Source organism: Streptomyces sp. NPDC000594 (assembly GCF_040299965.1).
GTDB lineage: Bacteria > Actinomycetota > Actinomycetes > Streptomycetales > Streptomycetaceae > Streptomyces.
This window is the reverse complement of sequence record NZ_JBEPCY010000029.1, coordinates 1-24,858: the sequence shown is the minus strand read 5'-3', so window position 1 is coordinate 24,858 and position 24,858 is coordinate 1. Positions and strand designations below refer to the sequence as shown.

Here is a 24,858-nt window from a genome sequence, read left to right as displayed (position 1 = left end):
CTCGCATCTGCGAAACTGGGTCGACACAGGGAAGGCTCACGGAATCCATGGTGTCAGAGGCCGCCGTGTTCCTCGCCGACAGGTGTTTCACCAGGCGCGGGCGGGGGAGGTCACTGACACGATGATCGGGTTGCGCGGCGGGGGTCGCGAGTGGTCGGGTGGAGATATGTATCGCGGTGGCGGACTGGGCGAGGGGACCGACGACCTGGGCCCTGAGCCGTCCCGGCGGGGCAGGCACCGGCGAGGCGAGGCGGACGCGCGGGCCATGGGAGGCAGGAACGCCCGCATGGGGGTGACATACAAGTATTTCGGGGCTCCGAACGGCGCGACAGCGGCACGGGTCCCGATCTCGATGCGCCCGGAGGAGCTGGGCGGTGACGAGCTGGGCATGGGCGGGCTCTTCACCAAGATCAAGCCCGAGACCATAGCGGCGATGGTGCTCACGGGCATCCAGGGCATGCCGCTGAACCGGGTGCCGCCACTGGAGCTGGTGGTGCTCCATCCCGACTACGCGGTGGTGAAGCTGCCGATGACGGTGGTCGACCCGCTGCGGGACGTGGGCGAGGAGTCGGTGGGCGCGGCGGCCTTCATCTGGTCCACCGTGCCGGACCGGGGCGGGCCCAGGAACGCCTTCGACGTCTACCAGCTGCTGCACGAGTGGCAGGACTTCAGCCATCGGCTGCACGAGGCGGGGCATCAGCCGTACTGCCTGGTCTGGCCCTGAGCGGCCCCCGGGCCCGGGTTCGGATCCGGGACCGGGACCGGGTGCAGGTCCGGATCCCCGCCCCCGGGGGCACCGCGGGGGAACCCGCGTGAATTCCTCGCCTCCCGGTGGCATGCTGACGGCGTGAACGGACCGGAGATCCAGCTGAATGTCGCGCCTGAGCTGCGCCTTTTCATCCCGTCGGAGCGCCGTGGCGGGCGTACGGCACTGATCACCGACGGGGTGTCGACGCTGGGGCACGCCATCGAGTCGCTGGGCGTGCCGCTCACCGAGGCGGGCCGGGTCCTCGTCGACGGGCGCGCGGTGCCGTTCTCGCACATCCCCGCCGCCGGGGAGAGCGTCGAGGTGTACGGGGTGGAGCGCCCCCAGCGGGTCCCCGGCGCCCCGCTCCGCTTTCTGCTCGATGTGCACCTCGGCACGCTGGCCCGGCGGCTGCGGCTGCTCGGCGTGGACGCGGCGTACGAGAGCGAGGACATCGGCGACCCGGCCCTCGCGGCGTACTCCGCCCGGGAGCGGCGGGTGCTGCTCTCCCGGGACCGGGGGCTGCTGCGCCGCCGGGAGCTGTGGGCGGGCGCGTACATCTACAGCGACAAGCCGGACGAGCAGCTCCGGGACGTCCTGGAGCGGTTCGCGCCGGCGCTCGCGCCCTGGACCCGCTGCACCGCGTGCAACGGGGAGCTGCGGGACACCGACAAGGACGCCGTCCAGGGGCTGCTGGAGCAGGGGACGGAGCGGACGTACGACGTGTTCGCGCAGTGTGCCGTCTGCGAGCGGGTGTACTGGCGGGGCGCCCATCACGCCCGGCTGGAGGCGATCGTCTCGGCGGCGGTCGCGGAGTTCGGCGGTACGCCCGTCTGACCCCGTTTGACCTCTCCGGCCGCCTGACCTCTCCGCCGGTGCGACCGTCCCTTCCGGTGCGACCGTCCGACCCTCTCTTTCCGGCCCGCACACCCCTTTCCGGACCCGCCTCCGGGAGGGCCGGCCGGGACGGGAGATCGATTCCGGTCAGAGGCCGTCGTTGATCGGCTCGATCGTGCGACGGGATTGCCCGGACCCCGCCGACCACGCAGGGTTGCTGTCCAGGAGGTAGCCATGAGCAACGACCCATCCGGCACCACCCGTGACGGCCACACCCCCGGGCCCGCCGACGACGACGGTCCCGCCGGGGCGGCCCGCCCCCGGGACCCCGGCCCGGACCCGGCGGAGACCGCCGAGGTCCTGGTGGTGGGCGCGGGCCCCACCGGCCTGCTGCTCGCGGGGGACCTGGCCGCCGCCGGGGTACGGACCGTCCTGATCGAGCGCCGCCCGGCCGGGATCTCCAACCTCACCCGTGCCTTCGGCGTCCACGCCCGCACCCTGGAGCTGCTGGACGCCCGGGGGCTCGCCGACAAGCTGGTGGCCACCGGCAGCACCGTCGACAGCCTGGGCTTCTTCCGGAAGCTCACCCTCGATCTCTCCTCGCTGCGCGACCGGACCCGCTTCCCCTTTGTCCTGATCACCCCGCAATACCAGGTGGAGCGGCTGCTGGAGCGCCGGGCCCGCGCGGCCGGGGTCGACTTCCGGCACGACACCCGGCTGACGGGGCTGACCCAGTCCGCGGACGGGGTCGTCGCCCGGACCGAGGACGGCGAGGGCGTGCGGTCCACCCTGCGGGCCCGGTACGCGGTCGGCGCGGACGGGGTGCGCAGCACCGTCCGGGGCGAGCTGGGGATGCCGTTCCCCGGTTCCGCCGTGGTGCTCTCCATGACCCTCGCCGATGTCCGGCTGGACGAGCGGCCGGACGGCCCGATCGCCGCCGACGGCGGGGGGAACGCGCTGGTCCTGATCGTCCCCTTCGGTGACGGCTGGTACCGGTTCATCGGCTGGGACGGGAACCACCAGGTACCCGTGGACGAACCCCTGGAGCTGCCGGAGATCCGCGAGCTGGCCCGGCGGGCGCTCGGCACGGATCTGGGCATGCGGGAGGCCCGCTGGCTCTCCCGGCTCCAGGCGGACGAGCGCCAGGTGCGGGCCTACCGCGACGGCCGGGTCTTCCTGGCGGGGGACGCGGCCCATGTCCACTCCCCCGCGGGCGGCCAGGGCATGAACACCGGCCTCCAGGACGCGGCCAACCTCTCCTGGAAGCTCGCGTCGGTGGTCCAGGGCCGGGCCCCCGACCCGGAGGCGCTGCTGGACAGCTATCACACGGAGCGCCACCCGGTGGGCCGTACGGTGATCCGGTCGAGCGGTGCGCTGGTCCGCATGGTGACCGGGGTGACCCGGACCCAGCGCGCGGCCCGCCTGGTCGTCGGCGCGGTGGCGGCGACGGTGCCGCCGGTGATGCGGAAGGCGCTGGGGCAGGTGTCGGGGGTGGGTATCGCCTACCCACGGCCCTGGGGGGCGCATCCGCTCACGGGGCGGCGGGCGCCGGATCTGCGGCTGGCGGAGGGGCGGTTGTACGAGTTGCTGCGGGAGGGTCGTTTCGTCCTGGTGGCCCCGGCCGGGGTGGACCCGCTGGATGTGCCCGCGCCGGCGGACACGGTCCGGGCGCACTGGCTCTCGGCCCGCCGCACCGAACTCCTCGTCCGCCCGGACGGCTACGTCGCGTGGGCCCGCGCCTGAGCCGAACCCTTGCGGCTGGCCTTGAGGAACAGGGGCCTCACCATTCAGCCCGTCCGACGGTTGCGTGTATTCAGCCTCTCCGGCGATTGCGCATTTCCAGCCCCTCCGGCGATTGAGGAGCGGGGTTCGGGGCTGGCCCCGACGTCTGCCCGAGCCGACTCGGGGGCTCGGGTCCGTCCTCAATCGCCGGACGGGCTGGATTTGCCCGACCGTCCGCCCGAGGCTGCCCGGAGCCCGGGTCGGTCCTCATACGCCGGACAGGCTAGGCCTTGCCGACTCGGGGCCGAGCGCGGGGTCGTCGTCAGAAGACGGACGGCTCCCCCGTACCCGGCACAAGCACTTCGTGCTCATTGTTCGCGGGGCGGCCGTCCGCCGCGCCGCCGTTCCAGTGCGTGCCCACCGTCAGCACCACCTCGTCCGGCGCCTCCTCCGCCCGCAGCTCCAGCACCGTCCGCCGGCCCGCCGCCCCCGCGCCCAGGGGGCCCGTCGCGCAGAGGACCACCGAGTCGCCGCTCCAGAGGCAGGAGGGCGGCAGCTCCCGGTCCCCCGCGAGCGGGGTGGAGAAGGCGAGCCGCAGGGTGGCGTTCTCCAGTGCGGCGGGGCCGTGGTTCTCGGACTCCACGGAGAGGGTGAGGCGTCCCTGGGAGAGGGCGGCCCGTCCGTGGTGGACCAGGTCGGCCTCCGGCACCACCATCCCGGCGCCCTTGGTCACCGCCCCGGTCCCGGCCACCATCACCACCGTCGCGCAGACCGCGAGGAGGGTCCTGTGCATCACAGCCATAGCCAGAAGATACCTTTTATCCGCTTATCACCCTGACATGTCATCAGCTCGGCGCGTCATGGCCCGGGAAGAGCGGGAAGGGACGGACAGCTACCGGGAGGCGCCTACGGTCATGGCAGGCTGGGACCCATGCTCGTCGTACGTTCCGTCGCCCTCTTCCTTGTCGCCGCCCTCTTCGAGATCGGCGGTGCCTGGCTGGTCTGGCAGGGGATCCGGGAGCACCGCGGCTGGATCTGGATCGGCGCGGGGGTCATCGCCCTGGGCGCCTACGGCTTTGTCGCCACCCTCCAGCCCGACGCCGAGTTCGGCCGTGTGCTGGCGGCGTACGGCGGGGTCTTCGTCGCGGGCTCGATCGCCTGGGGGATGGTCGCCGACGGCTACCGCCCGGACCGCTGGGACGTGATGGGCGCGCTGATCTGTCTGCTGGGCATGGCGCTGATCATGTACGCGCCCCGGGGCCGCTGACCCGCCTGCGGAACCGCTCCCCGGACACCGCCCCGTGGCCGGCCCGCCCCCGCCTATCCTGGGCGCTCGGTTCGATCATCTGCCCGAGGAGTCAGGACATGACCGCCGCCGGTACCCCCGTCGCCGTCGTCACCGGAGCGAGCAGCGGCATCGGAGCCGCCACCGCACGGCAGCTCGCCGAGGCGGGCTACGAGGTGGTGCTCACCGCCCGCCGCGAGGACCGGATCCAGGAGCTGGCGAAGGAGCTGACGGCCGGCGGGCTGAAGGCGGTGGCCCGTCCGCTCGATGTGACCGACCGGGCCGCGGTCGACGCCTTCGCCGCCTCGCTGGACCGCTGCGATGTCCTCATCAACAACGCGGGGGGCGCGTTCGGCGCCGATACGGTGGCCACCGGCGACCCCGCCGACTGGCGGTGGATGTACGAGGTCAATGTGATCGGCGCGCTGAACACCACCCAGGCGCTGCTGCCCGCCCTCACCGCGAGCGGCGACGGCACGGTCCTGCTGGTCAGCTCCACCGCCGGCCATGGCACCTATGAGAACGGCGGCGGCTATGTCGCCGCCAAGCACGCCGCCCATGTGCTCGCCGAGACCCTGCGGCTGGAGATCGTCGGCACCCCGGTCCGGGTGATCGAGATCGCTCCCGGCATGGTCCGTACCGAGGAGTTCGCCACCACCCGCTTCCGGGGCGACACCGAGAAGGCCGCGAAGGTCTACGCGGGCGTCGCGGCCCCGCTGACCGCCGACGACGTGGCCGAGACCATCACCTGGGCGGTCACCCGGCCCTCCCATGTGAACATCGATCTGCTGGTCGTCCGCCCGCGCGCGCAGGCGTCCAACACCAAGGTCCACCGCGAGCTGTGAGCGGCCCGTCCCGCCCGGCCGGAAAGCCGGGCGGGACGGTAGGCCCCATCGGCGGCATCAGCCCTTGACGCAGATGACCTGCTTGAGCTTGGCGACGACCTCCACCAGATCCCGCTGCTGGTCGATGACCTGCTCGATCCGCTTGTACGCGCCGGGGATCTCGTCCACCACCCCGGCGTCCTTGCGGCACTCCACACCCCGGGTCTGCTCGGCCAGGTCCTCGACCGAGAAGTGCCGCTTCGCCTGGTTCCGGCTCATCCGGCGGCCGGCGCCGTGCGAGGCGGAGTTGAAGGACTTCTCGTTGCCGAGACCGCGCACGATGTACGAGCCGGTGCCCATGGAGCCCGGGATGATGCCGTGGTCACCGCTGCCGGCCCGGATCGCGCCCTTCCGGGTGACCAGGAGGTCCATGCCCTCGTACCGCTCCTCGGCGACATAGTTGTGGTGGCAGGAGATCACCGGGTCGAAGGCGACCTTCGCCTTGCGGAACTCCCGGCGGATGATCTCCTGGAAGAGCCCCATCATGATCGCGCGGTTGTGCTGGGCGTACTCCTGGGCCCAGTACAGATCGTTCCGGTACGCCTCCATCTGCGGGGTGCCCGCCACGAAGACGGCGAGGTCGCGGTCGACGATCCCCTGGTTGTGCGGAAGGTCCCGGGCGATGCCCATGTGGTGCTCGGCCAGCTCCTTGCCGATATTGCGGGAGCCGGAGTGGAGCATCAGCCAGACCGCGCCGGTCTCGTCCAGGCAGACCTCGATGAAGTGGTTGCCGCCGCCGAGGGTGCCCAGCTGCTGGGCGGCCCGCTCACGGCGGAACTTCACCGCGTCCGCGACCCCGTCGAAACGGCTCCAGAAGTCGTCCCAGCGCCCGCTCCCGGCGGCGGCGGAGAAGCCGAAGACCCGCCGGGGGTCCACCGGGTCGGCGTGCATCCCCCGGCCGACCGGGATCACCCGCTCGATCCGGGTGCGCAGCCGCGAGAGGTCGCCCGGCAGGTCCTCGGCGGTCAGCGAGGTCCGTACCGCCGACATCCCGCAGCCGATGTCGACACCGACCGCCGCCGGGCAGACCGCGCCCTCCATGGCGATCACCGAGCCGACCGTGGCGCCCTTGCCGAAGTGGACGTCGGGCATCACGGCGAGGCCCCGGATCCAGGGGAGGGTGGACACATTGCGGAGCTGCTGCATCGCCTGCTGCTCCACCGAGGACGGGTCCGTCCACATCCGGATCGGTATCTGTGCCCCCGGCACCTCTACGTACGACATACTTATTGATTCCCCCGATACCCTGACAAAATCCATGGATCGCAAAAACCGGTGCCAAGGTCCGCGAAAGACTCAGCGGACCGGCAGCGACGGCGGTGCGTGCGATAGACATTGTGTCCACCGGCCGCCATGGACCGGCAAACGCTTTTCCGCCCGAAGGGAGCCTGGACCGTGCAGCGACTGGCGTACGCCCGCCGTGAGGGGCGAAGGGCCCACGGGGGCAGGAAGGCGCTGTACGCGCCCGGAGTGGCCGCCGCCCTGATCGCGGTGGTGGTCGGCGCGGTGGCGACCGGCTGCACCGCCGGTTCGGACGACGGCGGGACGGAGGCGGACGCCAAGTCGGGCACGGCCAGGACGGTCGCCCAGCCCGGGAAGTACCGCACCCTCCTCGAACCCTGTGGCGCGGTCGACCGTTCCACCCTGCGTGAGCTGCTGCCCGGCCTCGACGCGCTGGCGGAGGAGGAGCGCGGCGAGCGGCTGCGCGGCGAGGCCGCCCCCACCTTCGACACCGACCGCCGGGTCGGCTGCTCCTGGCAGGCGCGGACCGCCGAGGGCGTCGTCCACACCCTCACCCTCGACTTCGAGCGGGTGGTGTCGTACGACGCGGCGATCAGCGACAACGACCAGGCCCAGCAGGTCTTCGAGGCCAAGCGGGACGCGGCGCTCCCCGAGGACGCCCTCCCGGCCGCCACCGGGACGCCCACCGGGGGCTCCTCCGACCCGGCCACGACCGACGGCGCGACCGGGGACGGGACCGGGGACGAGCCGGATCTCTCCTCCCGGGTGCTGGACGACCTCGGCGACGACGCCTTCCTCCATGACGAGGCCTCCGCGCCGGGCGGCCCCACCGCCGACCGCCGGAACGTCAGCGTGGTCTTCCGCACATCGAACGTCGTCGCGACCGTCGACTACAGCGAGCAGACCGGACGCGCGACCTCCACCCCCGACGGCGAAGAACTCCAGGACAGGGCCACGAACCTGGCGGATGAACTGGTCGGCGAGTTCGACGAGTGAGCCGCCCCGGGCGCTTCCGGGAGGCGTCCCGGAGCACCCGGGAGCGCCCGGGGCGCCTTCGCCCGTCCACCGGGGCCGCGTACGGTGGCGGGTGGCCGGATCCGGCGGACCCGGGCGGAGCACCGTGTTCAGACGCGCGCCGCCGCCGGGCGCCGGAGCGCGTACGACCAACGAAACCGAAGGAACCATGCACCGAACAGCCCCGCGTCTCGCCCGCGTACTCGCCTGCGCAGTCGTCCCGGTGATGCTCGTCGTCTCCGGTTGCTCGTCCGAACCCGAGCCGGACAAGAAGGCCAGTGCCCCCAAGGGCGGCGATTCGTCCACCGCCGACGGCTCCGGCAGCGCGCTGGCGACCCCGAGCAAGACCCCCGAGGTCGAGCCCGCGAAGTACGCCAAGCTCCCCTCCGCCTGCAAGGCCGTCCCGGCGAAGACCGTGACCTCGCTGGTCCCCTCGGCCAAGAGCAAGGGCGGCAGCCCCACCCGTACCTCCGACAGCATGGTCCGCGCCGGCTGCTCCTGGAACGGTCTGGACGACAAGGGCGTCAAGGGCTCCCAGTACCGCTGGCTGGAGGTCTCCTTCCAGCGGTACACCTCCGATCAGGCGCTCGGCGCCAGCGGTGCGGCGCGCGCCGGGGAGACGTACACCAAGGAGCTGGAGAAGGCCAAGGCCACCGACGGCGCGAAGAAGCTCAAGACCTCGGCCCTGAAGGATGTGGGCAACCAGGCGAGCCTGGTGACCTACCAGCTCCGCCGCACCGGCGAGGACTTCGCCTATGTCACCGTGGTGAGCCGGACCGAGAACGCCGTCATCACCCTCACGTACAACGGCACCGGCTACGCGGGCGCCGGGGCACCCTCCGTCGGCGACCTCACCAAGGGTGCCGTCGACGCCGCCAAGGAGGCTGTCGCGTCGGTGGCGAGCGCCAACAAGTAGCCTTCCCCCTGGCGAAAAAGGAACACGCGTTCAGCTCACGCGCACGCGTTTCGACAGGGGAGGGGTCCGCGTATGGCCGCGATGCAGCTCACACGCACCCACCGCATACTCATCGGCGTCGTCGTGGCCGGCGCGGTGGTCATCGCCGGGATCGGCTTCGCCGGTTCGTACGCGGCGGTAAGGGAACTGGCCGAGCGCAAGGGGTTCGGCGACTTCGCCGTCGTCTTCCCGATCGGTATCGACGCCGGCATCTGTGTGCTGCTGGCACTGGATCTGCTGCTCACCTGGATGCGGATCCCCTTCCCGATGCTCCGTCAGACGGCCTGGCTGCTGACGGTCGCGACGATCGCGTTCAACGGCGCGGCCTCCTGGCCCGATCCGCTGGGCGTGGGGATGCACGCGGTGATCCCGGTGCTCTTCGTGGTCACCGTGGAGGCGGCACGGCACGCGGTGGGCCGGATCGCGGACATCACCGCCGACAAGCACATGGACGGGGTCCGGATCACCCGCTGGCTGCTGTCGCCGATACCCACCTTCAAGCTGTGGCGCCGGATGAAGCTGTGGGAACTGCGCAGCTATGAGCAGGTCATCAAGTTGGAGCAGGAACGGCTCGTCTACCGGGCCCGGCTCCAGGGGCGGTACGGGCGGAGCTGGCGGCGCAAGGCCCCGGTCGAGGCGCTGATGCCGCTGCGGCTCGCGAAGTTCGGCGTACCGCTGGCGCAGACCGCTCCGGCGGGGCTCGCGGCGGCGGGGGTGGACCCGGTCCTGCTGCCGCCCCCGCCCTCGGTGGCCCCGGCGGTCGCCCCGGCCGCCGTCGCCCCGGTGGCGGTGGCCCCGGCGGCGGTCGGTCCGGCGGAGCGGCCGGTACGGGAACTGCCCCAGGGGGAACGGGAGCAGCCGGGCCAGCCGGAACTGCCGGCCGCGCCCGAGCGGGACGGGCGGCCGGTGGCGCTCCGCAAGGAACGCCCCGCCGAGGAACGCCCCGTTGAGGAACGCCCCCCGGCCCAGCGGCCCGGCCCGCGTCGGCGGCCCGAGGAGGTGCCGGACCACCAGGAGCTGTGGCCCGAGGAGCACTGGCCGGAAGAGGCATGGGCGGAGCCGCCGTACGAGGACTTCCCGTACGAGGAGTTCCCCTACGACGAGGCGCCGCCGCCGGAGCACCGGGGTGGGCACGGGGGACGCCCCGGCCCGCATGATGTGCCCGGGGGCAACCCGTGGTTCGTGGAGCCCCGCCAGAAGGTGTACGAGGGGAGCTACGACCCCGCGTTCGACAACGACGGTCCGCAGGCCCCGCAGGCACCGGAACTGCCCGAGGCGCTGGACGTACCGGTGGATGTGCCGGTGGACATGCCGGTGGAGGCGCCCGTGGAGCTGCCGGACGGCCCCCCGGTGGAGGCGGCGGCCCCCGAGCGGCCCGCCCGCACCTCCAAGCGGGCGCTGCGCCGGGAGCGCAAGGAGCAGGAGGAGGAGTTCATCGAGGCGGCCTATCCGGTCTTCGCCTCGCTCGCCCAGGAACTCGGCGACTATCCCAAGGTCGAGCAGCTGGACATCCATCTCTCCGATGTCCACGGCCTCACCCACGCCGGGAGCGCGGCCCTGCTGCGGCAGGCCATGTCCTCCTTCAGGGAGCGCTTCCAGGCCGAGCTGCTGGACGAGCACATCGCCTGAGGGGCCGGGCCTGTCCGGCTCCGGGGCTGTCCTCCGAGGGGCTCAGCGGCGGGCGCGCTTCTTGGCGCTCTCGCCGGACGCGGCCAGTACCGCGCCCACCAGGAGGATGACCAGGTAGCCGGTGGTGGGCAGATCCCACCACCGGTGGAGCAGACCCCAGGGGCCGTCCCCGAAGAGCTGCCCGCCCGCGCCCAGCGCCCCCTGGATGGCGACGACCCAGCCGATGGTCAGAATGATCTCGTTCTTCATCTCTCCACGGTCCCGCGCCCGCCCCGGCCGCGCGTCGTGCGCACGGCGGAGAGCCGGGTAGGCCGAAGGATGCAGTCCGCCCGTCGGGGACCGGCCGTTCCGCCACACCGGCGGTGGCGGCGGGATCGCTCCCGCGCCCCGTCCGGGTCTACGCTCCGGAGCGGGAGGTTCCCATGTCGGAAACGGGCGAGCGGCTGAACGACGGACCGGGCGGCGGACCGGCTGCGCGGCCGGACGACGGGCCGGAGGACGGACCGGCCGGGCGGCGGGGCGGCGGCGGGGACGGGCGGCTGGAGGGCCGGCTCGCCGAGCGCATCCGGCTCTTCCGCGCGGGCGGGCGGGTACGGCCCGAGGTGGCCGACTTCGTCACCGCCGAGCTGACCGCCCTCGCGGACGGCGGCCGGGCGGTCACCGAGACCACCGCAGGCCTGCTGACGAGCCATCTGATGCTGGCGCTCACCCGGCTCCTGGACGGCGAGCCGATCGCCGCCTCCCCCGCCGACGGCCTGCTCGCGGCGGAGCTGACGGACCATCCCCAGGCCCTGGCCCGTGCCCGGGCCCTGGCCGCGCGGGCGGAGCGGGCGCTGGGCGCGGCCCTGCCCGACTCCGAGATCCGCTTCCTCGGGCTGCACCTGGCCGTACTGGACCGGCCGCCCGCCCTCTGAGCCCCGGCACCCCCGTGCCAGGACGGAGCCCCTGATGAAGATCCTCACCGGTGGCGTCGGCAAGGTGGAGACCGCCGACACCCTGCGCGCCCTCGCCCTCGACGGCGTCGAGATCGCCGTCTCCAGCGATCTGGAGGCCGCCGCACAACTCGGCGGCGGCGGGGGAGGCGGCGGGGCCGTCTACTACCTCGGGACCTGCCACACCGGCGCCGGGGCCTCCCTGGGGGTGCTGGTCGGGCTGCTGGGACAGGGCACCTGCCACACCTTCGGCCGCTCGGTCCCCACCGAGGAGGAGATCGCCGCGCTGGTGGCGGGCGGGACCCGGGTCTTCGGCTTCTCGCTGGACCGCATCGAAGCCGTCGCACCCCCACTCGCCCGCGCCATCGCCGCGACACGCGCCTAGGGAGTTTCTTCCGGAGCGAGGAGTGACCCCGTGTACCCCGTGTACCTCCCCCTCGTCACCGCGTCACCCGCCGCGCCGCCCGCCGCCGGGCTGGACTTCACCGCCGCCCAGCAGTGGACGGTGATCTCCCTGTGCGCCCTGACCGCCCTGGTCTCCCATCTGGCGCTCGCCGTCTTCAACGACGGGGTACGCCCCTTCCTGCTCGACTTCGTCCAGGGGCGGAGCACCCGCGCCGCCACCGCCGCCGTCGCCTTCGGCCTCTCCGCGGGCTTTGTCTTCGGCCTCGGGGCGCCCATGGCCCTCACCACCGGGGTGCTCAACCCCTGGCTGCTCTTCCTCCCCACCGATGTCCTCGGGCTGCTCGCCCCCGGGCGGGCCCTCGCCCTGCTGCTGGGCGCCGCCTGGGGCGCGGTGGTCGTCTTCGGTCTGGGCGGGGCCAACGACCTCGCCCAGCGGCTCCCGGTGGACTTCCTCACCGCGATGCAGCAGATGTCCACACCGATCCTCTTCCTCTTCACCCTCTTCCCGGTGCTGGCGATCGTGCGCCAGTTCGGCCGGGCCTGGGGCGCCGCCGCCGGGGTCCTGGAACTCTCCCTGGTGGTGGCGACCCTGAAGATCTGGCCCGGGATGTTCGCCGGGGCGCTCGCCATGGCGGCGGGGGTGCTGCTGCTCATCGGTCTCGCCCTCGCCCGGGATCTGCGCCACCGCCCCGCCGCCGGGCCACCGGGGGCGGACGGGTCCGGGGACTCCCCCCTGGCCTCCCTCTTCGCCGTCGGCGCCACCCGGCTGCGCCGCTCCCTCCCGCTGCTGGCGCTGCTCGGCGCGGGGGTCGCCGTCCTCGCCCAGAGCCATGCCTTCGGCGGCGGCGAGGCCACCAGCTTTCTGATCGCCCGGGGCGAGCACACCGAGGCCGCCCAGGTCGACTTCTACCGGGCCTTCGGCTTTCTGCCGCTGATCGCCACCACCGCCCTCGCCTCCGGCGCCTATGGCATCGCGGGCCTCACCTTCGTCTATCCGCTGGGCTATCTGATGCCGGGGCCGCTGCTCGCGGCGGGCGCCGGGGCGGCCGTCCTCACCGCCGAGGTGCTGGCCCTCTCGGCGATCGGCCGGCTGCTGGGGCGGCTGCCCTCGGTCCGGGACTCCTCGGAGCATCTGCGCGCGGCGATCACCGAGACCCTGCTGCTCGCCATCCTCTTCGGCTCGCTGATGGCCGCGAACGCGATGGGCGGCGGGCTGGGGATCCTCATCGTGGGCGGGCTCTATCTGCTGAACGAGGCGACGGGACGGCCCCTGGTACGGATGGCGGCGGCACCCGTCGCGGTCATCGCGGGCGGGGTCCTCCTCAACCTGCTGCACTGGCTCGACCTGTTCGCCCCACCCGCCGCCGCCTGACCCGTACCGCCGCATACCGACCCGTACCGCAAGAAAAGCCCGCACCGCCGCACACCCGCCCGTACCGACACCCGTACCGGCCCCCGCAGCGCCACCGGAGCCGCCGTGAAAGCCGACCTCACCGAACCCCACAGCCCCACCGTCACCACCGTCACCGGCCCCCTCCCCCTCCGCTCCCTCACCGGGCCGGTCCTCGCCCATGAGCATCTCGCCCTCGACCTGGACCGTACGGGCGAGGGCGCCGCCGTCCTCGGCGACCGGCACGCGCCCGCCGTCGCCGCCGAACTCGCCGCGCTGCGCGAGGAGTACGGACTCGGCCTGGTCATCGAGCTGACCTGCCGGGGCATGGGCCGGGACCCGGCGGCCCTGGTACGGATCTCGCGCGCCAGCGGGGTCGCCGTGACCGCCGCCACCGGCTGGTACCAGGAGCCCTTCCACACCCCCGAGGTCGCCGGCAGCGGGGTGGAACGGCTCACCGAGACCCTGGTACGGGAGATCACCACCGGACTCGGGGCGAAGGACAGGGCAGGACCGCTCCCCGGGATCATCGGCGAGGTCGGCAGCCACGGCGACACCCCGAGCGAACCCGAGGCCCGGGTGCTGCGCGCCGCCGCCCGGGCCGCCCTCGCCACCGGGCTGGCCGTCGCCACCCACGCCCACCTCGGCCGGGGCGGCCCCGCCCAGCTCGCCCTGCTCACCCGCGAGGGGCTGCCCCCCGACCGGGTCGGCATCGGCCACCAGGACCTCCTCGACCGGCCCGCCGTCCATCGCACGCTCGCGGCGGAGGGCGCGTACATCGCCTTCGACACCGTCGGCAAGGAGGGCTACCAGAGCGACACCACCCGGCTGCGGCTGCTGCTCGCGCTCCTGGAGGCGGGACACGCCGAACGCGCGCTCCTCAGCTGCGACATCTCCCGCCACCGCTATCTGTGGTGCGAGGGCGGACCGGGGTACGGACATCTCTTCCGCTCCTTCCTCCCCCGGCTGCGCGCCGCCGGGGCCGACGACGAGCTGATCGACCTGCTGACCCGCCGCAACCCGCTGCGCCTGCTCACCGGCGCGGACCCGGGCCCGCGCCGGCCCGGCCCCGCCCCCTCCGCCTTGTCCGCCCCATCCGCCCCGAAGGACGGCCCATGACCCCCACCGCGACCGCCGCGACCACCGGGGCCGCCGTGCCCCCGGCGCTGCCCCGGACGCATCCGCTGCCCACCGTTCCGCTCCAGGACGCCGTCGCCCGCCAGTTCCGGCTGCTCGAATGCACCGCCGCGCACTTCGAGGGGCCCCAGCTGTTCACGGCCGATGCCGGAGTGGTCCCCGGGCCCGGCAGGCCCCGGGCCACCGCCCGGGTCGAGGCGGTGCTCGCCGACTTCTTCGGCGCCGAGGACGCGGCCCTGGTCCAGGGCGCGGGGACCGGCGCCATCCGGGCGGCGCTGCACGCGGCGGACATCCCCCCGGGCGCCCCCGGCGGGCTGCTGGTGCACCGGGCCCCGCTCTACCCCACCACCCGGACCACCCTCACCGGGATGGCGGTACGGACCGTGGCGGCGGACTACAACGACCCGGAGGCGCTGTCGGCCGCCCTGCCATCGGTGCGCTGGGCGTACATCCAGCACACCCGGCAGCGGCTCGGCGACGCGTACGACATCGGCGCCACCGTCGCCGCCTGCCGGGCCGCCGGGGTGCGCACCGTCGTGGACGACAACTACGCGGCGCTGCGGGTGCCCGCCTGCGGGGTGGAGCTGGGCGCCGACGCGTCCTGTTTCTCCCTCTTCAAGCTGCACGGGCCGGAGGGCGTCGGGGTGGTCGTCGGCGCCCGCGATCTCGTCGCCCGGGTCCGGGCCGACAACTACTCCGGCGGCGGCCAGGTCCAGGGCCACCAGGCGCTGGACGCGCTGCGCGCGCTGACCCACGTACCGGTGATGTGGTCCATCCAGTCCCAGGTGGTCCAGGAGGCCGCCGACCGGCTCGCCGCCGGGGAGGTGCCCGGGATCGCCGAGGTGGCCGTCGCCAACGCCCAGGACCGCTGTCTGCTGGTCCGGCTGGCGCGCCCGCTCGCCCGGGAGCTGCCCGCCGCCGCGGCCCGCTTCGGCGCGGCGCCGCACCCGGTCGGGGCGAACTCCCGGTACGAGATCACCCCGCTGGTGTACCGGCTCTCCGGGTCCTGTCTGGAGGACTCCCCCGCCCTCGCCGACTGGACGGTACGGGTCAATCCGATGCGGGCGGGCGCCGATCTGGTGGTGGAGCTGCTGGGCCGGGCGCTCGCCGACCTGGACGCGCCCGGCCGGCGGGGCTGAGGGGGCCCGGTGTTCCTCGCCGCGCTCACCGCCCGCAACCCCGCGCTCCTCGACGCGGCGGCCCGGCTGCACCGGGCGGGCGGGATCCCGCCCGACACCTATGTCCTGGACCTGGACGCGGTCGAGGCCAACGCGGAGCTGCTCGCCGCCGGGGCCCGGCGCCACGGTCTGACCCTGTGGTTCGTGGCCAAGCAGTTCGGCCGCAACCCCGAGCTGGTCCGGGCGGTCGCCCGGCACATCCCCCGGTACGCGGCGATCGACGCCGCCGAGGCCCGGACCCTGGACGCGGCCGGGGCCCGGCCGGGGAACCTCGGGCATCTCGTCCAGATCCCGGTACGGGAGCTGCCCCGGGTACTCGCCCGGCGGCCCACCGCGATCACCGTGTACGACGCGGCGGGCGCCCGCGCGGTGGCCCGTGCCATGACCCGTTCGGCCGGGGACCCCGGCCGCGTCCAGGACCTGCTGGTACGGCTGGAGAGCCCGCCCGGCGAGGGGTTCCCCGGCCAGGAGGGCGGGGTTCCGCCGGACGCCCTCCCGGCCTTCGCCGACACCGTCGAACGGCTCCCCGGGGTACGGCTCGCGGGGGTCACCGCCTTCCCCTGTCTGCGCCCCGACCCGGTCTCCGGGCGCCCGGAGACCACCGGGGCGCTGGCGGCGGCCCGTACCGCCGTGACGGCCCTGGCCGCGCGCGGCACCCCGCGGCCCCTGTTCAGCGCCCCCGGGATGACCTGTACGGCGACCCTGCCGCTGCTGGCCGCCGCCGGGGCGACCCATGGGGAGCCCGGCCACGCCCTGACCGGCACGACGCCCCCGCACGCCACCGACCCCGGGCAGCCGGAGATCCCGGCGTATGTCTATGTCACCGAGGTGGCGCACACCCTGGCCGACGGGCGGCCCGCGCTCTTCGGCGGCGGCTTCTACGCCCGGGGCCGGGCCCGCTCGGCGCTGCTCCCCCGGACCGGGCTCCGGCTGCCGGTGGAGCGGGCGCCCGCCGGGTGGATCGACTACTACCGGCTGCTGGCCGCCCCACCGCGGCCGGGCGCCGTCCGCACCGGCGACACCGCGCTGCTGGCCTTCCGTACCCAGATGTTCGTCACCCGCTCCACGGTCGCCGTCATCGGCGGCCTCTCCACCGGTCCGGGCCGGCTCACCGGGCTCTACGACTCCCGGGGCACGCCCCTGTGACCCGTCCCCCCGAGGGGTCAGTGGCGGCCCTGGACCTGGGGGTCGAGGAAGTCGACGGCGAAGACGGTCCGGAGGGAGAGCGGGCGGTTGTCGTACCGCCCGGCGCAGGCGTCGCGCGGGTCGAGGGGGACCCGGCGGGGGTCGCCGCTCAGCTCCGTCAGGGGCGGGCAGACCTTCTCGGTCAGCCCCCAGAGTTCGTCGACGCGCAGCCCGCCGCGCCGGGGCCAGTGGCTGAGCGCCTGGACGGTCCCGGCGGCCCAGTTGCCCCGGGGCAGGATGCCGTCCGGGCTGGCGTCCCGGGTCTGACAGTTGGTGGTGAGGGTGGGACGGGTGTCGCCCAGCCAGGTGCGGGCGAAGATGTTCGGCAGGGTCTCGCACCCCTTGTGGAAGGCGAAGTTGAGCATGCCCCGGGGGTCCGTCCAGGTCATCCCGCCCTGGAGCCCGGTGTAGCGGACGGCGCTGTACGCGTCCTCGACCACGGTCCGGCCGTCGCGCAGGGCGAGCAGCCCGGGGGCGTCCGGGGCGGTCATGGGGTTGAAGCGGTAGCGGACCACCCGGCCGCCGCGCACCGCTCCGTACCACTCGCCGACGACGAGCCGGTACGGGCCGCTCCCGGGTCCGCCCGTGCCGCCCTTGCCGCCGGGGCCGGTGGCGCCCGCGCCGGGCCCGGTCCGGTCGAGGGAGAGCCAGGAGAAGCAGAGGGAGCGGGCGGCGGGACGGCCCGCCACGCCCTTGGCCCCGCAGCCGCCCGGCGGCACCGGCACGCTCTGCCGGTAGGAGAGGACCTGGGGCACGACATGGGCGTAGCCACAGGCGCTGGTGCGGCCGTCGGCTCCGACGCCATAGGTGTCGACCCCGGAGCCATAGGTGTCGACCCTGGCCATCCGCCCGAGGTCGAAGACGCGCAGCCCGTTGACGGTGTCGGTGACATAGAGGTGGTTGCCGTACCAGACGATCCCGCCGCCGTGGCCGGTGACGAAGTCGAAGCCGGGACCGGTGGCCCCGTCCGCCGTCCGGCCCCGCCCGCGGGTGGCGGCCGGTTTCGGCTCGACCAGCAGGACATGGCGGTAGCGGCGGGTGGTGTGGTCGATGAGGCTCAGCCGGAGGAGATTGTGGGTCCGGCAGCCGGCGGCGGTCCGTCCGGGGTTCTCGTAGTGCCAGGCGACCGCGATGGCGGAGCGGTTCTGGATGGCGCCGTCGGCGCTGTCCGCCGTCCCGGTGGTGCTCAGCCCCTGCGGCAGCCACTCCATGGTGGTGTCGTCGCGCTGGGCGGAGTCCCAGCACCAGGCGGTGCGCTGGGTGACCGGCGGCAGGGCCAGCCGCTCCCGGCCCGCGCAGCCGCGCATCCGGCGCAGCCCGAGCCGGCTGTCGGGGCGGCCCCGGGAGTCGGTGAGCATCTCGGTGCCCAGCACCTCGGCGAGGCCCGCCCGGCGGGTGAGCCGGGTCCGGCCCAGTTCGTCGGCGGTGGCCCGGAGGTCGGTGGGGGTGAGCCCGAACTCCCCGTCCGCGAGCGGCAGCCGCCGTACCGCGGGCTCCCGGCCCCCGGTGGCGGGGTCCGTCCCGGCACCGGCCGCCGGGGGGCCGCTGAGCAGGGTGGCGGCCGGAAGCAGCAAGAGGGCGAGGACGCCCAGTCCGCGCGATGTCCGCACGCCGTCTCCTTCACCTGGGGACCCGGAGGTCCCACACCGATCGGATAAGACGACCACAGTGGATCACGCAGAACGGATATATCCGTGCATATGCCTACAACTCGGCCCGCCGCGTGTCCCGCCCGGAGGGCACCTCATCGGCGGTCATCGGCGGTCATCGGCGGTCATCGGCGAGGAGACACAAAAGGGCCGGGCGCCCTCCCTGAGGAGAGCGCCCGGCCCCTTCGCCCGGTATGTACCGGCTACGCGCCGAGCAGCGTCCGCACCCGGTCCGCCCCCACCGCCAGCAGCAGCGTGGGCAGCCGGGGCCCGGTCTCCCGGGTCACCAGCAGCCGGTAGAGCAGCGCGAAGAACGTCCGCTGCGCCACCTTCAGCTCCGGCGTCGGCTTGGCGTCCGGCTCCAGACCGGCCATCACCTTGGGCACGCCGTAGACCAGCGTGGTCAGCCCGTCCAGCGACCAGTGCGAGTCCAGACCGTCGAGCAGCAGCTCCAGCGAGCGGCGGCCCTCGTCGTCCAGCGAGTCCAGCAGCTCCCGGTCGGGCTCGGAGCGCACGATCGTACGGGCGTCCGCCGGGACCTGGCTGGTGATCCAGTACTCGGCCCGGTCCAGCCGGGGCCGGACCTCGTCCAGCGAGTCCAGCGGATTGGCCGGGTCCAGTTCACCGAGGATGCGGAGGGTCTGCTCGTCGTGCCCGGCGGTGATGTCGGCGACCGAGGCGAGCGTGCGGTACGGCAGCGGGCGCGGGGTCGCGGGCAGCTCACCGGCGGCGGTACGGACCGCGCGGGAGTGGGCGGCGGCGTCGGCGGGCAGCACCGAGCCGTCGGCCACCTTCGCGGCCAGCTTGTCCCACTCGTCGTACAGCCGCTGGATCTCCTGGTCGAAGGCGATCTTGAACGCCTGGTTGGGCCGGCGCCGCGCGTACAGCCAGCGCAGCAGCGGCGCCTCCATGATCCTCAGCGCGTCGCCCGGTGTGGGCACCCCGCCCTTGGAGGACGACATCTTCGCCATCCCGCTGATGCCCACGAAGGCGTACATCGGGCCGATGGGCTGCTCACCGCCGAAGATCCCGACGATCTCCCCGCCGACCTGGAAGGAGGAGCCGGGGGACGAGTGGTCGACACCGCTGGGCTCGAAGATCACGCCCTCGTACGCCCAGCGCATCGGCCAGTCGACCTTCCAGACCAGCTTGCCGCGGTTGAACCCGGAGAGCCGGACGGTCTCCGCGAAGCCGCACTCCGCGCAGGTGTACGCCAGCTCGGTGGTCGCGTCGTCGTAGGCCGTGACGGTGGTGAGGTCCTTGCCGCAGCCACCGCAGTACGGCTTGTACGGGAAGTACCCCGAGGTGCCGGTGCCGTCGTCCTCGGCGGCGGCGCCGGAGCCCTCGGCCGCCTCCAGCTCGGCGGCGTCGACCGGCTTCTGCTGCTGCTTCTGCGGCGGCTTCTTCTTGGTGCGGTACTGGCCCAGGATCGCGTCGATGTCGCCCCGGTGCTTCATCGCGTGCAGGATCTGCTCGCGGTAGGCGCCCGAGGTGTACTGCTCGGTCTGGCTGATCCCGTCGTACTCCACACCCAGCTCGGCCAGGGCGTCGGTCATCGCCGCCTTGAAGTGCTCGGCCCAGTTGGCGTGGGCGGAGCCCTTGGGGGCGGGCACCGAGGTCAGCGGGCGGCCGATGTGCGCGGCCCAGCTCTCGTCGACCCCGTCGATCCCGGCCGGCACCTTGCGGTACCGGTCGTAGTCGTCCCAGGAGATCAGATGACGGACCTCGTGCCCCCGGCGGCGGATCTCGTCCGCGACCAGGTGCGGGGTCATGACCTCACGGAGATTGCCCAGGTGGATGGGGCCCGAGGGGGAGAGACCGGAGGCGACCACGACCGGTTTCCCAGGCGCACGCCGCTCCGATTCCGCAATGACCTCGTCCGCGAAACGGGAGACCCAGTCGGTCTCGGTGCTGCTCTGAGCCACGATCGGCACGTCCTTCTTCCTCATCATCGGCGGAACACCCATTCTCCCAGACGGCGCGAGGGGTTTCAGGGCCGCCCGGCCACCGGACGCGCGCCGCCCCGCCCGGCGCCCGGGGCGCGGGCGAAATGCGGGTCCGGCCCGCCACTCCACCGTGGGACACTTGACAACCACACACTGGCCTCCACCCCAGGAACGGATCCCATGACCTCGGTCCCCTCACTCGCCTCGGAAGTGCAGCAGCGCCTCTCGGACGCCCTGACGGCAGCCCTGCCGGACGCCGGCTCCGCCGACCCGCTGCTCCGACGGAGCGACCGGGCCGACTTCCAGGCCAATGGCATCCTGGCGCTGGCCAAGAAGGTCAAGGGCAACCCCCGCGAGCTGGCGACCCGGGTGGTCGAGGCGATCCCCGCCAACGATCTGCTGCGGGAGATCGAGGTATCCGGACCCGGCTTCCTCAACATCACCCTCACGGACGGGGCGATCCTGAGGACCCTGGCCGCGCGCGCCGCCGACGACCGGCTCGGTGTGCCGCTCCAGGAGACGCCGGGCACCACGGTGATCGACTACGCCCAGCCGAATGTCGCCAAGGAGATGCACGTCGGCCATCTGCGGTCGGCGGTGATCGGCGCGGCGATGACCGAGATCCTGGAGTTCACCGGCGAGAAGGTGATCCGGCGGCACCACATCGGCGACTGGGGCACCCAGTTCGGCATGCTCATCCAGTATCTGATCGAGCACCCGCACGAGCTGGACCACTCGTCGGGCGACGAGGTCTCCGGCGAGGAGGCGATGTCCTCGCTGAACCGCCTCTACAAGGCGTCGCGGGCGCTCTTCGACTCCGACGAGGAGTTCAAGGCGCGGGCCCGGGACCGGGTGGTGGCCCTCCAGGCGGGCGACCCGGAGACCCGTGCCCTGTGGCAGCGGTTCGTGGACGAGTCGAAGATCTACTTCTACTCGGTCTTCGACAAGCTGGACATGGAGATCCGCGACCCCGACATCGTCGGCGAGTCCGGGTACAACGACATGCTGGACGAGACCTGCCGGCTCCTGGAGGAGTCCGGTGTCGCCGTCCGCTCCGAGGGCGCGCTCTGCGTCTTCTTCGACGACATCAAGGGCCCGGACGGCAACCCCGTCCCGCTGATCGTGCGGAAGTCGAACGGCGGCTACGGCTACGCGGCGACCGACCTCTCCGCCATCCGCGACCGGGTGCAGACCCTGGGCGCCGACACCCTGCTCTATGTGGTGGACGCCCGGCAGTCGCTGCACTTCCGGATGGTCTTCGAGACCGCCCGGCGGGCCGGCTGGCTGAAGGACGGCGTCCAGGCGGTCCAGCTGGCCTTCGGTACGGTCCTGGGCGCGGACGGCAAGCCGTTCAAGACCCGTGAGGGCGAGACCGTGCGCCTGGTCGACCTGCTGGACGAGGCCGTGCGGCACGCCACCGGTGTGGTCCGGGAGAAGGACACCCGGGGCCAGCTGACCGAGGCGGAGATCGCCGAGCGCGGTGAGCAGGTGGGCATCGGCGCGATCAAGTACGCCGACCTGTCCACCTCGGCCACCCGGGACTACCGCTTCGACCTGGACCAGATGGTCTCGCTCAACGGCGACACCTCGGTCTACCTCCAGTACGCCTATGCCCGGATCCAGTCGATCAAGCGCAGGGCGGGCGAGGTCGGTCCGAAGGCCCACCCGGAGCTGGCGCTGGAGCCGGCCGAGCGGGCGCTGGGGCTGCATCTGGACCGGTTCGCGGAGACGGTGGCCGAGGTGGCCGCCGCGTACGAGCCGCACAAGCTGGCCGCCTACCTCTACCAGCTGGCCTCGCATCTGACGAAGTTCTACGACCAGTGCCAGGTGCTCAGCGCGGAGAACCCGGCCGAGGTGGTGGAGAACCGCCTCTTCCTGATCGATCTGACGGCGCGGACGCTGCACCAGGGGATGGCCCTGCTGGGGATCCGGACGCCCGAGCGCCTCTGACCCGTACCGGCCGCCGATCCGTCACGGCGACCGACCCGTCACGGCCACTGATCCGTACCGTACGAGGGCCCGCGACCGCATCCCGGTCGCGGGCCCTCGTACGTACCGCGCCGGATCCGGACAGCGGCACGGTCTCTCGGACGAGGTCTCTCAGACGATGGCGTGGGAGGTACGTCCGGACACCTCGTCGATCTCGACGTGCGCCTTCTGGAGCAGCTGGGAGGCGATGTCCATCAGCGCCCGCGCGCCCGCGATCTCCTCGCCGACACGGAGCTGCTCGGGGTCGCTGGGGTGCCGCAGGGCGGTGCCATGGCCCCGTATCTCCGTACCGTCCGCGAGCCTGACCAGTGCGGCGGCCCGGGTGTGCTGATGGTCCTCCTCCTCACGGAATTCCAGATCGATGTGCCAACCGACGAGCGTCTGCATGACGGATCACCTCCAGCGGGACAGCGGCGCGTCCGTGGTCATGTCTCCAGGGTGCGCCCGCCGTCCCCTGATCACCACTCTCATACTTACTTTTTGGTGAGTACCTGACTTAATAGTCGGTACTTGTACGCGCCTCAGTGGCTCGGGAGGATGGACACACACCCCGGGAAACCCTTCGAGGAGCCTTCGCATGCCCGCGCCCGCCACACCCGCCGCCCCCTCCCCCTCCCCCGCTTCCGTCTCCGTCTCCGTGCTGGGTCTCGGCCTGATGGGTACGGCGCTCGCCGGTGCCCTGCTGGGGGCGGGCCACCGGGTCACGGTCTGGAACCGCACCCACGCCAGGACCGGCCCGCTCGCCGCCCGGGGCGCCCTTCCCGCGACCACCCCGGCGGACGCGGTCGCCGCCGCCGAGCTGGTGATCCTCTGCCTCACCGACAACACCGCCGTCCAGGATGTGTTCGACACCCTGGGCGCCGGGGTGGCGGGCCGGACCCTGGTGAATCTGACCAATGGGACCCCGGAGCAGGCGCGTGAGCTGTCCGCCTGGGCCGTGCGGCACGGTGCGCGCTATGTCGACGGCGGGATCATGGCGGTGCCCCCGATGATCGGCGGCCCGTACGCCTATGTCTTCTACAGCGGCGACGAGGAGGCGTTCACGACCCACCGGCCGGTGCTCGCCGCCTTCGGCGGGACCCGCTTCACGGGGACGGACCCGGGCCTCGCCGCCGTGCACGATCTGGCGCTGCTGACCGGGATGTACGGAATGGTCGTCGGGGTGAGCCATGCCTTCGCCCTCGTCCGGGCGGAGGGCATCCCGGCCGGCGAGCTGGCGGCTCCGCTGAGCGAGTGGATGGGGGCGATGCTCCAGGGGGTGGCGGAGGACGCGCGGGCCGTGGACTCCGGCGAGCATCTGACCGATGTCTCCAGTCTGCTGGTCAACCAGGCCGCGTTGGCCAACTTCACCGCCACCTACCGGGCCCGGGGGCTGGACACCGGATTCTTCGACCATCTCCAGGGAATGCTGGACCGTGCGGTCGACCAGGGGCACGGCGCGGACGGCCTCTCCCGGCTGGCCGACATGATCGCCAAGTGAACCCCGGGGCCGCTGCGGCCCCGGGTGTCCGTGTCAACTCCCGTACGGAGACGTTCACTTACCGCACACCCTTCGGATTGGTCCAGACCTTGACTGGACCACGTCAACAGGGTTCAGTAGTGGAACCCCCACCACCACGGCACGCCCGCGAACCCCACCCGGACCCCAACCGGCAGTCCCGGGCCTGGCCGTTGACGCACGAAGGAGCCATCGTGCTGAGCAAACGCCTGACCTCCACCCTCACCGGCCTGCTCGCGGCGGTCGGTCTCGCGGTGGCGAGCCTGATCCCGACAGCCTCCCCGGCAGCGGCGGACGAGTGCACCACCGCCCCCTCCTGGCGACAGGGGACCAACTACGTACCGGGCAATATCGTCCGCTACACCGACGGCAACTACTACATCGCCGAGCACGCCAACCCGGGCTATGACCCGGTGGTCAGCCACTGGTACTGGAACCCGCACACCTGTAGCGGCGGCAACCCGGGCCCCGGCCCCGGCCCGTCCGGATTCGTGGTGAACGAGACCCAGTTCAACCAGATGTTCCCGAGCCGGAACGGTTTCTACACCTACCGGGGGCTGACCGACGCCCTGAGCGCCTTCCCGGCCTTCGCGAAGACCGGGAGCGACACCGTACGGAAGCAGGAGGCCGCGGCCTTCCTCGCCAACGTCAGCCATGAGACCGGCGGACTGGTCCACATCGTGGAGCAGAACCAGGCCAACTACCCGCACTACTGCGACCGTACCCAGCCCTATGGCTGCCCGGCCGGGCAGGCCGCGTACTACGGCCGCGGCCCCATCCAGCTCAGCTGGAACTTCAACTACAAGGCGGCCGGTGACCACTTGGGCATCGATCTGCTGAACAACCCCTCACGGGTCCAGACCGACCCGGCGGTCGCCTGGAAGACCGGTCTCTGGTACTGGAACACCCAGACCGGTCCGGGCACCATGACCGGCCATGCCGCGATGGTGAACGGCTCGGGCTTCGGCCAGACGATCCGCTCCATCAACGGCTCCCTGGAGTGCAACGGCGGCAACCCCGCCCAGGTGCAGAGCCGGGTGAACAACTACACCCGTTTCGCCCAGATCCTGGGCGTCCCGACCGGCGCCAATCTGTACTGCTGAGCACGGCGGAACCAGGCGGGGCGGGGGGGTGGCCCCCGCCCCCCTCTCAAGTTACGCCGCCCACACCCCCGCCATTAGAGGGGGGTGGAGGAAAAAAGGAGAGGTGAAAAACATGAAAGTAACCCCGCCCCCC

General features: G+C 73.0%; 23 protein-coding genes. 17 read left to right on the top strand and 6 right to left on the bottom strand.

Annotation, left to right across the window (positions count from 1 at the left end):
* The first annotated feature begins 166 nt into the window (after positions 1-166).
* The 3 genes from ABT354_RS29025 (at position 167) to ABT354_RS29015 (ending at position 3,325) form a co-directional block, all read left to right on the top strand.
* The gene (locus ABT354_RS29025) at positions 167-724 is read left to right on the top strand and encodes a hypothetical protein (protein WP_351499123.1); all 558 of its coding nucleotides are present in this window, start codon (positions 167-169) and stop codon (positions 722-724) included.
* A 123-nt stretch (positions 725-847) separates the two neighbouring features.
* On the top strand, positions 848-1,582 hold the full coding sequence (locus ABT354_RS29020; protein ID WP_351499121.1) for a Mut7-C RNAse domain-containing protein: 735 nt from the start codon (positions 848-850) through the stop codon (positions 1,580-1,582).
* Positions 1,583-1,816: 234 nt separating this feature from the next.
* The gene (locus tag ABT354_RS29015; protein ID WP_351499119.1) at positions 1,817-3,325 is read left to right on the top strand and encodes an FAD-dependent monooxygenase; all 1,509 of its coding nucleotides are present in this window, start codon (positions 1,817-1,819) and stop codon (positions 3,323-3,325) included.
* 301 nt (positions 3,326-3,626) lie between these two features.
* On the opposite strand, the gene ABT354_RS29010 is transcribed toward ABT354_RS29015, so the two are convergent.
* Positions 3,627-4,106 (bottom strand): hypothetical protein, encoded by a 480-nt coding sequence (locus tag ABT354_RS29010; RefSeq protein ID WP_351499117.1) that lies wholly within the window; start codon positions 4,104-4,106, stop codon positions 3,627-3,629.
* Positions 4,107-4,235: 129 nt separating this feature from the next.
* Between ABT354_RS29010 and ABT354_RS29005 the strand changes: the two genes are divergently transcribed.
* Both ABT354_RS29005 and ABT354_RS29000 read left to right on the top strand, forming a co-directional pair.
* Entirely contained in the window at positions 4,236-4,571 is a 336-nt protein-coding gene (locus tag ABT354_RS29005) for a YnfA family protein (RefSeq protein WP_351499114.1), read from the top strand.
* Positions 4,572-4,669: 98 nt separating this feature from the next.
* Entirely contained in the window at positions 4,670-5,434 is a 765-nt protein-coding gene (locus ABT354_RS29000) for an SDR family NAD(P)-dependent oxidoreductase (RefSeq protein WP_351499112.1), read from the top strand.
* A 57-nt stretch (positions 5,435-5,491) separates the two neighbouring features.
* On the opposite strand, the gene ABT354_RS28995 is transcribed toward ABT354_RS29000, so the two are convergent.
* On the bottom strand, positions 5,492-6,697 hold the full coding sequence (locus tag ABT354_RS28995; protein ID WP_351499110.1) for an RtcB family protein: 1,206 nt from the start codon (positions 6,695-6,697) through the stop codon (positions 5,492-5,494).
* Positions 6,698-6,868: 171 nt separating this feature from the next.
* Here ABT354_RS28995 and ABT354_RS28990 point away from each other — a divergent pair, with 171 nt between their 5' ends.
* The 3 genes from ABT354_RS28990 (at position 6,869) to ABT354_RS28980 (ending at position 10,313) form a co-directional block, all read left to right on the top strand.
* A complete protein-coding gene (locus tag ABT354_RS28990) occupies positions 6,869-7,711 on the top strand; it encodes a hypothetical protein (RefSeq protein WP_351499108.1) in 843 nt (280 codons plus the stop codon).
* Positions 7,712-7,898: 187 nt separating this feature from the next.
* Complete coding sequence (locus tag ABT354_RS28985) at positions 7,899-8,645, top strand: DUF3558 domain-containing protein (protein ID WP_351499106.1); 747 nt, start codon at positions 7,899-7,901, stop codon at positions 8,643-8,645.
* A gap of 72 nt (positions 8,646-8,717) precedes the next feature.
* On the top strand, positions 8,718-10,313 hold the full coding sequence (locus tag ABT354_RS28980; RefSeq protein WP_351499104.1) for a DUF2637 domain-containing protein: 1,596 nt from the start codon (positions 8,718-8,720) through the stop codon (positions 10,311-10,313).
* Positions 10,314-10,355: 42 nt separating this feature from the next.
* On the opposite strand, the gene ABT354_RS28975 is transcribed toward ABT354_RS28980, so the two are convergent.
* Entirely contained in the window at positions 10,356-10,562 is a 207-nt protein-coding gene (locus ABT354_RS28975) for a hypothetical protein (protein WP_351499102.1), read from the bottom strand.
* Positions 10,563-10,852: 290 nt separating this feature from the next.
* Here ABT354_RS28975 and ABT354_RS28970 point away from each other — a divergent pair, with 290 nt between their 5' ends.
* The 6 genes from ABT354_RS28970 to ABT354_RS28945 all read left to right on the top strand — a co-directional run bounded on the left by ABT354_RS28970 (position 10,853) and on the right by ABT354_RS28945 (position 16,501).
* Complete coding sequence (locus ABT354_RS28970; RefSeq protein WP_351499254.1) at positions 10,853-11,227, top strand: transcriptional antiterminator; 375 nt, start codon at positions 10,853-10,855, stop codon at positions 11,225-11,227.
* A 31-nt stretch (positions 11,228-11,258) separates the two neighbouring features.
* Positions 11,259-11,630 (top strand): DUF2620 family protein, encoded by a 372-nt coding sequence (locus ABT354_RS28965; protein ID WP_351499252.1) that lies wholly within the window; start codon positions 11,259-11,261, stop codon positions 11,628-11,630.
* Between the two features lie 39 nt (positions 11,631-11,669).
* Positions 11,670-13,022, top strand: a complete 1,353-nt coding sequence (locus ABT354_RS28960) for a YhfT family protein (protein ID WP_351499250.1) — start codon at positions 11,670-11,672, stop codon at positions 13,020-13,022.
* Positions 13,023-13,127: 105 nt separating this feature from the next.
* Positions 13,128-14,159, top strand: a complete 1,032-nt coding sequence (locus ABT354_RS28955) for a phosphotriesterase family protein (RefSeq protein ID WP_351499099.1) — start codon at positions 13,128-13,130, stop codon at positions 14,157-14,159.
* Complete coding sequence (locus ABT354_RS28950; protein WP_351499097.1) at positions 14,156-15,316, top strand: aminotransferase class V-fold PLP-dependent enzyme; 1,161 nt, start codon at positions 14,156-14,158, stop codon at positions 15,314-15,316. The genes ABT354_RS28955 and ABT354_RS28950 overlap by 4 nt, the downstream gene beginning before the upstream one ends.
* A 9-nt stretch (positions 15,317-15,325) precedes the next feature.
* Positions 15,326-16,501, top strand: a complete 1,176-nt coding sequence (locus ABT354_RS28945) for an alanine racemase (protein WP_351499095.1) — start codon at positions 15,326-15,328, stop codon at positions 16,499-16,501.
* 17 nt (positions 16,502-16,518) lie between these two features.
* Here the strand turns inward: ABT354_RS28945 and ABT354_RS28940 are convergent, their stop codons facing one another.
* Positions 16,519-18,150, bottom strand: coding sequence for a hypothetical protein (locus ABT354_RS28940; protein ID WP_351499093.1), 1,632 nt, complete (start codon positions 18,148-18,150; stop codon positions 16,519-16,521).
* 242 nt (positions 18,151-18,392) lie between these two features.
* Positions 18,393-20,138, bottom strand: coding sequence for a lysine--tRNA ligase (gene lysS / locus ABT354_RS28935; RefSeq protein ID WP_351499248.1), 1,746 nt, complete (start codon positions 20,136-20,138; stop codon positions 18,393-18,395).
* 177 nt (positions 20,139-20,315) lie between these two features.
* Here lysS and argS point away from each other — a divergent pair, with 177 nt between their 5' ends.
* Entirely contained in the window at positions 20,316-22,085 is a 1,770-nt protein-coding gene (argS, locus tag ABT354_RS28930) for an arginine--tRNA ligase (RefSeq protein ID WP_351499091.1), read from the top strand.
* Between the two features lie 150 nt (positions 22,086-22,235).
* Here the strand turns inward: argS and ABT354_RS28925 are convergent, their stop codons facing one another.
* Positions 22,236-22,511: a DUF1876 domain-containing protein gene (locus tag ABT354_RS28925; RefSeq protein WP_351499089.1), complete on the bottom strand. Its 276-nt coding sequence runs from the start codon at positions 22,509-22,511 to the stop codon at positions 22,236-22,238.
* A 190-nt stretch (positions 22,512-22,701) separates the two neighbouring features.
* Here ABT354_RS28925 and ABT354_RS28920 point away from each other — a divergent pair, with 190 nt between their 5' ends.
* Positions 22,702-23,604: an NAD(P)-dependent oxidoreductase gene (locus ABT354_RS28920; protein WP_351499087.1), complete on the top strand. Its 903-nt coding sequence runs from the start codon at positions 22,702-22,704 to the stop codon at positions 23,602-23,604.
* Between the two features lie 212 nt (positions 23,605-23,816).
* Positions 23,817-24,725 carry a glycoside hydrolase family 19 protein gene (locus tag ABT354_RS28915; RefSeq protein WP_351499085.1) on the top strand — a complete coding sequence of 303 codons (909 nt, stop codon included), beginning with the start codon at positions 23,817-23,819 and terminating at the stop codon, positions 24,723-24,725.
* The last annotated feature ends 133 nt before the right edge of the window (positions 24,726-24,858 follow it).

What these genes read in the sequence shown, in the direction of transcription:
- ABT354_RS28950 (WP_351499097.1), top strand. Translation starts at nt 14,156, where the DNA reads ATGACCCCCACCGCGACCGCCGCGACCACCGGGGCCGCCGTGCCCCCG.
- lysS (WP_351499248.1), bottom strand. Translation starts at nt 20,138, where the DNA reads ATGAGGAAGAAGGACGTGCCGATCGTGGCTCAGAGCAGCACCGAGACC.
- ABT354_RS29025 (WP_351499123.1), top strand. Translation starts at nt 167, where the DNA reads ATGTATCGCGGTGGCGGACTGGGCGAGGGGACCGACGACCTGGGCCCT.
- ABT354_RS28920 (WP_351499087.1), top strand. Translation starts at nt 22,702, where the DNA reads ATGCCCGCGCCCGCCACACCCGCCGCCCCCTCCCCCTCCCCCGCTTCC.
- ABT354_RS29000 (WP_351499112.1), top strand. Translation starts at nt 4,670, where the DNA reads ATGACCGCCGCCGGTACCCCCGTCGCCGTCGTCACCGGAGCGAGCAGC.
- ABT354_RS28995 (WP_351499110.1), bottom strand. Translation starts at nt 6,697, where the DNA reads ATGTCGTACGTAGAGGTGCCGGGGGCACAGATACCGATCCGGATGTGG.
- ABT354_RS29010 (WP_351499117.1), bottom strand. Translation starts at nt 4,106, where the DNA reads ATGGCTGTGATGCACAGGACCCTCCTCGCGGTCTGCGCGACGGTGGTG.
- argS (WP_351499091.1), top strand. Translation starts at nt 20,316, where the DNA reads ATGACCTCGGTCCCCTCACTCGCCTCGGAAGTGCAGCAGCGCCTCTCG.
- ABT354_RS28985 (WP_351499106.1), top strand. Translation starts at nt 7,899, where the DNA reads ATGCACCGAACAGCCCCGCGTCTCGCCCGCGTACTCGCCTGCGCAGTC.
- ABT354_RS28925 (WP_351499089.1), bottom strand. Translation starts at nt 22,511, where the DNA reads ATGCAGACGCTCGTCGGTTGGCACATCGATCTGGAATTCCGTGAGGAG.
- ABT354_RS29005 (WP_351499114.1), top strand. Translation starts at nt 4,236, where the DNA reads ATGCTCGTCGTACGTTCCGTCGCCCTCTTCCTTGTCGCCGCCCTCTTC.
- ABT354_RS29015 (WP_351499119.1), top strand. Translation starts at nt 1,817, where the DNA reads ATGAGCAACGACCCATCCGGCACCACCCGTGACGGCCACACCCCCGGG.
- ABT354_RS28980 (WP_351499104.1), top strand. Translation starts at nt 8,718, where the DNA reads ATGGCCGCGATGCAGCTCACACGCACCCACCGCATACTCATCGGCGTC.
- ABT354_RS28975 (WP_351499102.1), bottom strand. Translation starts at nt 10,562, where the DNA reads ATGAAGAACGAGATCATTCTGACCATCGGCTGGGTCGTCGCCATCCAG.